The organism is Nocardia sp. CY41 (assembly GCF_009829325.1).
Lineage (GTDB): Bacteria > Actinomycetota > Actinomycetes > Mycobacteriales > Mycobacteriaceae > Nocardia.
Map to the genome: position 1 here is coordinate 22,379 of NZ_VUOS01000025.1, position 10,364 is coordinate 32,742.

At 66.3% G+C, this 10,364-nt stretch carries 11 protein-coding genes and 1 pseudogene; 7 read left to right on the forward strand and 5 right to left on the reverse strand.

Annotation, left to right across the window (positions count from 1 at the left end):
* Positions 1-8: 8 nt before the first annotated feature.
* A complete protein-coding gene (locus GVY64_RS26790; protein ID WP_159847091.1) occupies positions 9-839 on the reverse strand; it encodes an SDR family NAD(P)-dependent oxidoreductase in 831 nt (276 codons plus the stop codon).
* Positions 836-2,365 carry a flavin-containing monooxygenase gene (locus GVY64_RS26795; protein WP_159847094.1) on the reverse strand — a complete coding sequence of 510 codons (1,530 nt, stop codon included), beginning with the start codon at positions 2,363-2,365 and terminating at the stop codon, positions 836-838. Before GVY64_RS26795 ends, GVY64_RS26790 begins: the two co-directional genes overlap by 4 nt.
* A gap of 70 nt (positions 2,366-2,435) precedes the next feature.
* Here GVY64_RS26795 and GVY64_RS26800 point away from each other — a divergent pair, with 70 nt between their 5' ends.
* Entirely contained in the window at positions 2,436-3,068 is a 633-nt protein-coding gene (locus tag GVY64_RS26800) for a TetR/AcrR family transcriptional regulator (protein ID WP_159847097.1), read from the forward strand.
* A gap of 39 nt (positions 3,069-3,107) precedes the next feature.
* Here GVY64_RS26800 and GVY64_RS26805 read toward each other — a convergent pair whose 3' ends face one another.
* Positions 3,108-3,551 carry a MarR family winged helix-turn-helix transcriptional regulator gene (locus GVY64_RS26805; protein WP_159847100.1) on the reverse strand — a complete coding sequence of 148 codons (444 nt, stop codon included), beginning with the start codon at positions 3,549-3,551 and terminating at the stop codon, positions 3,108-3,110.
* 55 nt (positions 3,552-3,606) lie between these two features.
* Here GVY64_RS26805 and GVY64_RS26810 point away from each other — a divergent pair, with 55 nt between their 5' ends.
* The 3 genes from GVY64_RS26810 to GVY64_RS26820 all read left to right on the forward strand — a co-directional run bounded on the left by GVY64_RS26810 (position 3,607) and on the right by GVY64_RS26820 (position 6,909).
* Positions 3,607-4,632, forward strand: coding sequence for a hypothetical protein (locus GVY64_RS26810; RefSeq protein WP_201298167.1), 1,026 nt, complete (start codon positions 3,607-3,609; stop codon positions 4,630-4,632).
* A gap of 152 nt (positions 4,633-4,784) precedes the next feature.
* Positions 4,785-6,569 carry an NERD domain-containing protein gene (locus tag GVY64_RS26815; protein ID WP_159847103.1) on the forward strand — a complete coding sequence of 595 codons (1,785 nt, stop codon included), beginning with the start codon at positions 4,785-4,787 and terminating at the stop codon, positions 6,567-6,569.
* A gap of 43 nt (positions 6,570-6,612) precedes the next feature.
* A complete protein-coding gene (locus GVY64_RS26820; protein WP_159847106.1) occupies positions 6,613-6,909 on the forward strand; it encodes a hypothetical protein in 297 nt (98 codons plus the stop codon).
* Positions 6,910-7,322: 413 nt separating this feature from the next.
* On the opposite strand, the pseudogene GVY64_RS26825 reads toward GVY64_RS26820, so the two are convergent.
* Together GVY64_RS26825 and GVY64_RS26830 are read right to left on the reverse strand one after the other, a co-directional pair.
* Positions 7,323-8,153: pseudogene (locus tag GVY64_RS26825) on the reverse strand (ADP-ribosylglycohydrolase family protein); the annotation flags it as partial.
* A 357-nt stretch (positions 8,154-8,510) separates the two neighbouring features.
* A complete protein-coding gene (locus GVY64_RS26830) occupies positions 8,511-8,969 on the reverse strand; it encodes a MarR family winged helix-turn-helix transcriptional regulator (protein WP_159847109.1) in 459 nt (152 codons plus the stop codon).
* Positions 8,970-9,032: 63 nt separating this feature from the next.
* On the opposite strand from GVY64_RS26830, the gene GVY64_RS26835 reads away from it, so the two are divergent.
* The 3 genes from GVY64_RS26835 to GVY64_RS26845 all read left to right on the forward strand — a co-directional run bounded on the left by GVY64_RS26835 (position 9,033) and on the right by GVY64_RS26845 (position 10,267).
* Positions 9,033-9,401, forward strand: a complete 369-nt coding sequence (locus GVY64_RS26835; RefSeq protein WP_159847112.1) for a VOC family protein — start codon at positions 9,033-9,035, stop codon at positions 9,399-9,401.
* Between the two features lie 216 nt (positions 9,402-9,617).
* Positions 9,618-9,875, forward strand: a complete 258-nt coding sequence (locus tag GVY64_RS26840; protein ID WP_159847115.1) for a hypothetical protein — start codon at positions 9,618-9,620, stop codon at positions 9,873-9,875.
* Positions 9,875-10,267, forward strand: a complete 393-nt coding sequence (locus GVY64_RS26845; protein WP_159847118.1) for a DNA-binding protein — start codon at positions 9,875-9,877, stop codon at positions 10,265-10,267. Before GVY64_RS26840 ends, GVY64_RS26845 begins: the two co-directional genes overlap by 1 nt.
* Positions 10,268-10,364 lie beyond the last annotated feature (97 nt).

Consider the following 10,364-nt stretch of genomic DNA (forward strand, 5'->3'; position numbering starts at 1 on the left):
TCCTCGGCTCAGGGCAGGAAGCGACGTTCGACGTTCGCCGCGATCCGCTGGTAGCCCGACGCGGTGACCCGGACGAACAGGTCGAGCAACTTGGCCTCCCAGCCGATCAGCACGCGGCCCTGCCCCTTGCGCACGCCCTCGACGATGGTCTGCGCCGCCATTTCCGGGGTGTGGATGGCCAGCTTCCGATCGAACATCGACGCGGCGGACTTGGCGTCGATGCCTTCGGCGTAGGTGGCGTTGCGGGCGACGGCGGTCTTGATGCCGCCGGGATGCACGCAGGTGACCTTGACCGGGTGCCGCGCGACCAGCATCTCCTGGCGCAGCGACTCGGTGAAGCCGCGCACCGCGAACTTCGCCGCGTTGTAGGCGCTCTGTCCGGGGATCGCGATCAGGCCGAACAGGCTCGACACGTTGACGATGTGGCCGTCGCCGGACTCGATGACCATCGGCAGGAACGCCTTGGTGCCGTTGACCACGCCCCAGAAATCGACGTCCATCACGCGCTCGAAGTCCTTGTACTCCGAGCGGAGGACCTCGCCGTGGTGGGCGATGCCCGCGTTGTTGTACACCTGGTGCACTGTGCCGAAGTGCGCTTTCACCGCGTCGGCGTAGAGGATCACCGCCTCGCGCTCGACCACGTTCAGGCGGTCGGACTTCACCTGCGCGCCGAGCTGCTCGCAGCGGCGCACGGTCTCGGCCAGGCCCTCGACATCGATGTCCGACAGTGCCAGCTCGGCGCCGCGCCGGGCCAGATTCACCGCCAGCGCCCGGCCGATCCCGGAACCCGCTCCGGTGATCACACATACCTTGTTCTCGAAGTAAGCGTCACTGCTCACGATGCCACTGCTTTCAGATCTTCTCGGGAGATGGAGATGTCGTACGCCGCCACGTCGAAATTTCTGGTGAGCCTACGGAATTCGAAAGTGAAGTCCGGCCACAGCGTGGTGTTGTTGCCGTGCTTGTCCAGGTACCAGCTCGAGCATCCGCCGGTGAGCCAGACGCTCCGGGCCAGCTTCGCCTGCAGGTCGGCGTTGTAGGCATCCTGCACGTCGCGGCGCACTTCCACGGTACGCAGGTCCAAACGGTCGATGGTGGCCAGCGCGTCGGCGATGTAGTTGATCTGCGATTCGATCATGTACACCATCGAGGTGTGCCCGAGCCCGACGTTCGGGCCGAGCAGGAAGAACATGTTGGGGAAGTTCGCGATCGAGGAGCCCTTGTAGCCCTGCTGGCCGATCTCGTCGAACACCTCCGACAGGGTGCGTCCGTCGCGGCCCGCGATCGTGTCGTAAGTCGGCGAGTCGGTGACGTGGAAGCCGGTCGCCACGATCAGCGCGTCGATCTCGCGCTCGGTGCCGTCCGCGGTGACGATCGAGTGCGCGCGCACCTCGGCGATGCCGTCGGTGACCACGTCGACGTTGGGCCGCGACAGTGCGGGGTAGTAGTCGTTGGAGATCAACATGCGCTTGCAGCCGATCCGGAAGTTCGGCGTGACCTTGGCGCGCAGCTGCGGATCGCGGATCTCGTAACGCAGCTTGGCCTTCGCGACGGCCTCGAACACCTGCATGAGGGCGGGCACCTTGGCCAGCCCGACCACCTGGGTCTCGCGCGCGGCGTAGATGGCCGCGCGGGACAGTCGCTGCAGGCCGGGCACGTGCTTGAAGGCGAGCCGCTCCGCCTTGGTGTACGGACGGTCCAGGCGCGGCAGTAGCCACGGCGCGGTGCGCTGGTAGACATCCAGGTGGCCGACCTTCGGGGCGATGGCGGGCACGATCTGGATGGCCGAGGCGCCGGTGCCGATGATGGCGACCCGCTTGCCGGTCAGGTCGGCGTCGTGGTTCCAGCGCGCGGAGTGGAAGATCTCGCCCTCGAACTCGTTGATGCCCTTGATGTCCGGCAGCGCGGGCTCGCACAGCGCGCCGACTGCCGAGACCACCGTGTTCGCGGTGAAGCTGCCCTGGCTGGACTCGATCTCCCACAGGGCGGTCTCGTTGTTCCAGCGCGCGCTGGTCACGTCGCAGTCGAAGATGTGCTTGTCGCGCACGTCGTAGCGCTTCGAGACGTCCTCGATGTAGCGCTGGATCTCGCCCTGCCGGGAGAACGACCGCGACCAGTCCGGGTTCAGCGCGAACGAGTACGAGTACAGGTGCGAGGGGACGTCGCAGGCCGCGCCGGGGTAGGTGTTGTCGCGCCAGGTGCCGCCGACGTCGCTGCCGCGCTCCAGCACGAGGAAATCGTGGCGACCCTGCTGGGTCAGCCGGATGGCCAGACCCAGACCCGCGAACCCGCTGCCGATGATGATCGTCCTGGCGTGGCGCGTGGGTCGGCCGGCGACAGCTTTGTCTGTGACCTTGCGACTCATATAACCGAGCCTACGGCCCTATTGAGCGCTAGTCAACAGTGTATTGACTGGCGTTCAGTAGGATTGGCGGGTGACCAGAACCCAGACAGACGCCCCCAAGCGCACGCGGCTGAGCCCGGACGAGCGCCGCGAGCAACTGATCACCTTGGGCGCGAAGATGCTGGGCGAGCGCTCCATCGAGGACATCTCCGTCAGCGAGATCGCCGCCCAGGCCGGCATCTCGCGCGGCCTGTTGTTCCACTACTTCCCGACCAAGCAGGACTTCCAGCTCGCGATCGTGCACCACGCCAACGCCGAACTGCTCGAGCGCGTCACCCCGGACCGCAGCCTCGGCATGTTCGAGATGCTGCGCGACTCCATCGAGCGCTACATCGAGTACGTCACCGAGAATCGCACGTCCTACCTCGCGCTCCTGCGCGGCCCCACCAGCGTGAGCCCCGAGCTGGCCCCGCTGGTCGATCAGACCCGCGACGCCATCATCGGCATCATCCTCGCCGAGACCCCGGTGCCGATCGCCGAGTCCGGCCACCCCCGCCTCATGCTCGCGATGCGCGGGTGGATCGCGTTCGTCGAGGAATCCACGCTCACGTGGCTGCGCTCCGAACCCATCTCCCGTGACGAGCTGATCGACCTGCTGGTCGAATCGTTGATCGCCATAGCGTTCTCGGTGGACCCGGATCTGGCTGCGGCGCTGCGAGGTTGAGCGGGCTCGCTCGCGTCCGCCGCGCCGGCCGTGTGCCGATCAGCCGTCCGCCGCGTTGTAGCGGACCAGGTGCCCGGCGAGTTCGGCGAGGTCTTCGTCGTCCCAGTCGCGGAACCGTTCGGCGAACGCCTCCCGGCGGCGCAGCTCGGCCTCCCGTGCCATGCGCCGCCCGGCGGGGGTGGCGCGCAGGATGTGGTTGCGGCGATTGGCCGGATCGACCTCCCGGGTGAGATATCCGAGCCGTTCCAGCGCCGCGACCTGCCTGCTCACCGTGGATTTGTCCAGCAGGAAGTGTTCGGCCAGTTCGGTGGCCAGGCAGCCGTCGCGTTCGATGACCAGGTCCAGGATGCTCGACGCGACCAGCGGCAGTTCCGGATGCAGTTCGGCGGCTCGGCCACGGGCTCGGCGGGCGAATGCGGTGAGCTCGCGCTGAATGGTGTGGATCGCGATCGAGCGAGTGGGGAATGCTGGAGATTGCCGCATGGTTGTATAGTACAACGAAGATAGTTGTATTTACCAACCTTTTGGGAGTCGTCTCGTGCACCAACTACGGCATGTCGCCGCGCATCTGCTCACCCCACTGCTGATGTGCCTCGGCATGGCACTGGCGTATCTGGGCGCGTTCCACCAGCCCGAGCCGAACCACCTGAAGGTGGCAATCGTGGGTGACGCACCGCAGGTCAAGGTGCTGGCTCAGACGCTGAAGGACCGGGCCGGAGACGCGCTGGAGGTTGTCACCCTGCCCGGCCGGGAGGAGGCGGTGCGGCAGTTGCGCGAGCGGACACTGGCCGGCGCCTATGTGCCGGAATCGCACGAAGCGCTGGTCGCCAAGGCTGGTTCCGACACCACAGCGATGGCGGCCGAGGCCGTCTTCGACCGGATCGCCGCCCAGCAGGGCGCACCGGTCGAGGTCACCGATATCGCTCCGCCGAGCACCGGTGATCCGACCGCGCAGGGCCTGTTCTTCCTGTTGGTGGCCTTGAGTATCGGCTCCTACGGCAGCGTCGCGGCGATCGGCGCGGCCGGGGCGGGACTGAGCATGGGCGTGCGCGCACTGCTGGGCCTGGTCACGTCGCTGGCGGTGAGCGTTATCGGACTCGGCGTGGCGGGGCCGGTATTCCATGTGGTCGACCACGACTACGCCGCCGTCTGGGCGATGTCGTGGCTGTATTCGGCCGGAATTCTCGCGGTGGGCATCGGGCTGCACACCTTCTTGCGGCGCTGGACCACGCTGACGATGATGGTGCTGTTCGTGATGCTCAACTTCACGACATCGGGCGGCGTGTACGGGCCGTGGCTGCAGAACGATTTCTTCGGCGCGCTGCATTCGTTCTGGAACGGAGCGGGTTTCGTCGAGGGCGCGCGCACCCTGTTGTACTTCGACGGCGGTGCGGGATTCGGCAACCGGGTGTTGAGCTTGGTGCTGTGGCTGGCGGCCGGTGCGGGACTGGTCCTGGTGGCGGGCGGCTACGAGCGCAGGCTGCGCACGGCCGCGCGCACCGAGACGGTCCGCGTCCCGGAACATGCGGCCGAGGAAGAGATCGAAGAAGCGGTCGGGGTCTGATGCACCCGAGTGTGGCGCTGCCCACACGCCGCACTTCGTATGCCCTTGTGCTGCCAATACCGCGCTGTTCCAGTGCCTTTCGATTTTGTGTCGGAAATCCCGGCGCATACCGTTGTGTGGTCGATGGTGTGGGACGGCGATGGAGGCCGCCGATGTTGGTCATCAATGAACGAACGACGGCGCCGCGATCCGAACAGCGCGTGCTCGACTGGATGCGCGCCTGGACCGGCCAGTACGTCATTGTAGGACTCGCGATCTCGGGGTGTTACCTACCCGACCGCGAGCGCAAGGACGAGACGCAAGAAGCCGATCTGGTGGTGATCACCCCCAGGGCCGCGGTCGTGGTCGAGGTCAAGGGCACTGTCCCGGAGGCGACGAGCGGTGTCCTGTCGGTGCAGGCCAACGGCCGCTGGCGGCTGTCCGGCTACGCGGGCGACCCGATCCACGTGCGCGACCACGACAGCAGCCCGTTCGACCAGGTGACGAACAACGTCTTCAACTTGAAGGCGCTGGTGCGCAAGCACAACGCGGAAGCCTTCGTCGACGGCCTGATCGTCGTGGTGCCGCCCAAGGACTCGAATCTCACGCTGAACATCGAGTCGCGCAGGCGCGGTTGCGCAGTGGTGCTGGGAGCCGGGCAGGCCGACCTGCGCGCCTGGTTCCACCGCACCGCGAGCCGCAAGCTCATCTGGACCGCCGAACGCACGCACGCCCTGCTCACCGATTTGAACCTGGGCGATCAGGTCACCGTCGACGACTTGGCGGCGGACGGTTTCCCGCCGGAGCAGAAGTTGCGGGCCGGGACGCTGGCGGCGCTGGAGAGCGTCACGCGGAAGACTCCTGAGCTCGAGGGCAGGACGTCCGCCGGAGCGGTCGACGGGTCCGCTGATACGGACGCATCACCGGTGGGTGCCGTGCCCGAGCCGTCGGACGCCGTTCTGGATGCAGCGCGGGTCACCGCATCGACACCAGCCGCTGGAAAGCCTGACGATGTCGACCACCAGGACTCGGAGGAAGATCGGCGTGTCACGCTGTCCGCGCCGGAGCGGACCGACGCCGCGGACGCTGAGACCGGGGAGCGCGCGGGTTCGGAGTCTGTTCCGCCGATGCGGTCGGGTTCGGCATTCGCTCGCGCGGACGCCGAGCCCGATGTGCCAGAAGATCATCATCCGGAGCCGCCTCGCTTCGAAGGCCGCCTCGCGGCGAGGTTCGCACAGGAAGACGCCGAGTCGAATTCCTCTGTGCCGGAACGCTTCGCGACCGGGTACGTGGCATCGATACCCCCCGCCGCAGCTGAGTCCACTTCACCGGAACGAACTGAACCTGAACTCCCGCCCGCCGAAGAGGATTTCGATCCGGCGGCGCAATCGGCCCCCGCACCGTCGTCGTTCACGGACAGTTGGTCGTCGTGGATCGAGCCCGCCCCCGCCCGCCCGGCCCTGGAACCTCAGCCGGGCCGGTCCCGCCCGCCGCGCCCACGCCCGGCTCCCGAACCTCAGCCGAGCCGGTCCCGCCCGCCGCGCCCACGCCCGGCCCCGGAACCTCAGCCGAGCCGGCCCGCAGCGTGGTCCACACCCACCCCCGAACCGCAGCCACTGCGCCGCCCCGCACCGACAGCGGTGCTAGAGCGTCCACGGACAGCGGTTCGCGACCAGATCACCGCACTGTCCGCACGTATCCCCGGCCGCAATTCCGAGAAGTCGAAGCCACGCGGCCACCGCTCACAACAGATCGCCGCGGTGGCACTGATCGTGCTCGTCATCGGGGTGATCTGGATCCTCGCGGCCTCCTGCTCGACGCCCACGGGCGGCGCTGTGCAACCGTCCCCAGCTCCCGTGCCCACCACCGAGGCAGTTCCGCCACCGCCGCCGGTCACGGAAACCCCAGGCCGCATGAACCTTTTGCCGTTGTGCACTCCGTTCACACCGAAGTGCTGACGACATAGGCGCATGCGGCGGGCCGCGACCGATGGGAGTTGAATTGGGAATCGACATCATTATTCAAAATCAGATCCACGAACGGATCGGCCTGGTATATGGAGACGCGGGAGATACGCTTGTCAAGTATCGAGAGAATGCTCCAGCAGGCTCGATACTCCGGGGTCTTCACGCGCACGCGGACACGATGTTCAACACAACTCAGCTGGCCATGCTGCTAGGTGAGATAGCAAATGACCTACCGAACAACGAACAAGAAGCGGAGATGTTCGCGGTATTGCGCGATGCCGCCGAAACTGCAATCCGCTGGAATGGGTATCTATGGTTCAGTGGGGACTGAAGTCGTGAACTTTCGGCACTGCTGCGGCCGGTCCTGCGCGAGCGCGTGGCTGCGAATTCGCGCATCCGGATACCCGGCATAACGGCAGGTAGTTTGCCGGCAGCAATTGCCGTCTCGACCAGGTGTAGGTGCATCCATACAGCCAGTCCGGCAGGCCAGCACCGCTGAACGAGCATGCCCTGGTGACGTTGTCCATGTCGAATGCGGCATTGTGCGCAGCCACCGGCAGGTCGCCGATCGCGGCGAGCACGTCGGGCAGTCGCTGTGCGAGGCCGGGCTGACCGGCGACGTCGTCTGGCGTGATCTTGTGGACGCGAACGATATACGGCGAGAATTCGTCGATCGGCGCCGGGGACCTGCACAGCCACGTTTGGGTGGCCGTATGCGGCCCCCGGCAGGTACGACTGGCGTAATCACGACGCGCCGGACAGCCATTTTCGAACGCGAGGGAACGCGGATTTCTTGCGTCGTGTTCGAAGGGGCGGGTTGAACCAGCCGGGCAACGGTTCTCGGGCGGCAAGCCAGGCCTGCGGCACCCCGGCGATCGGATCGGGGCGGGTACCGATGCCCGTGTAGGCGGCGACGATCCCGCCGACGATGGCGCTCGTGGTGTCGATATCTCCATCCGCCGCGATACAGGTGGCGATTGCGGCCGGGTAATCGGCCAAATGCGTTGCCGCGACCCACATCGTGAACGGGACCGTGTTCTGTGCGGTGACCAACGACCCGTTGCCGAGTTCCTGCGCCACCTCCTCAGCCGAGGCGCCGAGCAGGGTACGAGCACGGCGGATCAGTCGGCTGGTCTCACCGTCGTCGAGGCGGTCGAGGACGGTGGTGAGGAATTCCTCTGGTGTCGGCCGACTCCCGAGCAGACGGGCACGAGCGGCCTGACCGGCCGCGAGTGCCCTCGCGACCGCGCCGAGGACACCTTCGGGATGCAGATGTGTCACCTGCGCCGATCGCGCCGCTTCGGCGGTGATCTTCTCCGGATCGTCGGCGTAGAAGGCGCCCAGTGGGGCAACACGCATAGCCGCACCGTTGCCACAGGATCCCTGGCGATCGAACGCGGCTCCCGCTGCCTCCCGCCAGTGCACGCCGTTGCGGATTCGACGCAAGGTGTCGACCGCCAGGAAGCCGTAGTCGCGTCGCGGGTCGAACCGTCGCGCGAAGGCGGCGGCAAGTCGATCCTGGTCGATCCCACCGTGACTGGAGAGATGAGCAATTACCGTGCAGGCCATTTCGGTGTCGTCGGTCCACCCCTACTGTCGCGTAGGGAGTTTGCCTGGGCGGAGATCCGGAAATGACCGGCCCATGATGGGGAACTCCGCACCCAGCGCATCCCCTACGGACACGCCATCAAGAGAATCGAGCATCAAGTCGACGTGCATCGCGTCCGATGGTAGTCATGCCAGAGTGGGCGCGAACCATTGCGGCGGATGGGTTGAGCTTCGACCTGGCCGTGCGGAGATCGAGATCAGCGCACAATGCCGCAGTGCTGTACCGGTTCATCGCAGAAGAGGGGGTAGTCGGGTACGTCCGAATGGATTTCACACTCGGCTGCGCTCCTATCCGAGCGCGACGAGCCGTGCGCCGGGAACAAGCTATGCGCCGTCGTTGTCATCGCGCAGCGAATGGATCATGCTCCGCAGTATCCGGAACGCGTCTGCCTGCTCGGTTTCGGTCAGGCCGGCCAGCATTCTGACCTCGACGGACCGGACCGCTACGGTCGCCTTCTGGAGACTCCGTCGTCCGCGAGGCGTCAGCCGCGTGGGAAGAACCTTGCCCACAGGTGCCTCCGCGGGCCTGGTCACGTAGCCCTCGCGTTCCAGGGTCTGGAGCAGCACGTTCATCGTCTGCCGAGTCACGAACGCGCCGCGCGCGAGTTCGGAGTTCGACAAGCCCGGTCGTTGCGCCAGCAGTTCGAGGCAGGAGTAGTGCGTCACGCTCATCCCGAGCGGCCGCAGCACCTCCTCCATGGCTGCGCGGAGGGCGCTCGACGCCTCTTTCAGCAGGTAGCCCAGTGACGTCTCGAGGTCGACGCCGACACCGTCTTGACTCATGTCAGTATCCTGACATAGCTTGATCTGTGTCAGAAAACTGACACGTAAGGAAGGAGTATCGTCATGCCCGCCACCGGCCCCGACTTCATCTCGCTGCAAGCGCGCGACCTCGACGCCTCGCAGGCGTTCTACGAGCAGTACCTCGGCCTCGTCCGCTCGCAGACCGGACCTCCGCACGCCGTCGTCTTCGAGACGAAGCCGATCGCGTTCGCGCTCCGTGCCGTCGTTCCCGGCACTGATCTCGCATCCGCCGCTCAGCCCGGCATCGGCGCCGCGATCTGGCTCCACGCCACAGACGTCCAGGCCATTCACGATGCTCTCGTCGCCGACGGTCACACCATCGTCTCCGCGCCGATCGACGGCCCCTTCGGCCGGACATTCACCTTCGCCGACCCCGACAGCTACCAGATCACTCTCCACGACCGCGCCTGACAGGCCGAACGCCACCGGGCGATCACCTGCTTCGAAGACCGCGGTTGCGACCGTTGCTCGAGATGCTGCTCGGACCGGCGGCTTCGGATCGCGACCGCCCTCGTCTGCGGAAAGCCGCTTCACCTTGGGGTATTTGCGAATCTGCGCTGCTCATCGACGACGGCGGGAATGGTGTCGCTCTGTCACATCGTTGCTACCACTGGTAGCATGTAGGGTATGGGTGGTAGTAAGAAGTACTCGATCAGCCTCCCGGAGGAGCTCGCTGAGCAGGCCCGAGCCCATGTCGGTCCCGGCGGCTTCTCCGCCTATGTCGCCGAAGCGTTGGAGCAGCGTGTCGCGATGGACAAACTGGGGGAGTTGGTGGCCGACTTCGAGAAGGACGACGAGCCGTTGACTCGTGCGGAGATCGATCAGGCGCGGGTGGAGTTGGGCTTCGAGCGGCGGCGTCGGGGTTCGCGCGGATCGGCCGCCTGATGCCGGATGTGCTGTTCCTCGACAGCGAGGGGCTGTCCATGCTGTATCGGAAGGATCGCCGCATGCTCGCGTGGGTGCAGGCTGCGAAAGAGGACGGCGTACGAGTGGCCACCACGGCTATGACGACGGTGGAAGCCGACTACAGCAAGGTGCATGCTGCCCGCATCGCATGGACGTTGTCACAGATCGATGTTCACGCCGTGACGCGAGAGTTGGCCGCGCAGGCCGCTGCGCTGTTGCGCGAGCATGGCCTTGGTGGGCACAAATACGCGATCGACGCCGTTCTGGCTGCGTCGGCCCGCTCGGTTCGTGGGCTGGCGACGGTGGTGACGTCGGACCCCGAGGACATGACCTTGCTGTGTGGACCGGAGATCGAGATCGTCAAGGTCTGAGCTTGTGCGAGGCGTGAGCAGCGATCGGGAGAGCCAACGACGTGTCCCGCGGCCCTGAAACCTTGTTCGAACGTCCTAGAACTCAATCCCGCAGATA

Coding starts and splice junctions, on each gene's coding strand:
- GVY64_RS26830 (WP_159847109.1), bottom strand. CDS start 8,969: ATGAGTCAAGACGGTGTCGGCGTCGACCTCGAGACGTCACTGGGCTAC.
- GVY64_RS26835 (WP_159847112.1), top strand. CDS start 9,033: ATGCCCGCCACCGGCCCCGACTTCATCTCGCTGCAAGCGCGCGACCTC.
- GVY64_RS26795 (WP_159847094.1), bottom strand. CDS start 2,365: ATGAGTCGCAAGGTCACAGACAAAGCTGTCGCCGGCCGACCCACGCGC.
- GVY64_RS26805 (WP_159847100.1), bottom strand. CDS start 3,551: ATGCGGCAATCTCCAGCATTCCCCACTCGCTCGATCGCGATCCACACC.
- GVY64_RS26815 (WP_159847103.1), top strand. CDS start 4,785: ATGTTGGTCATCAATGAACGAACGACGGCGCCGCGATCCGAACAGCGC.
- GVY64_RS26840 (WP_159847115.1), top strand. CDS start 9,618: ATGGGTGGTAGTAAGAAGTACTCGATCAGCCTCCCGGAGGAGCTCGCT.
- GVY64_RS26845 (WP_159847118.1), top strand. CDS start 9,875: ATGCCGGATGTGCTGTTCCTCGACAGCGAGGGGCTGTCCATGCTGTAT.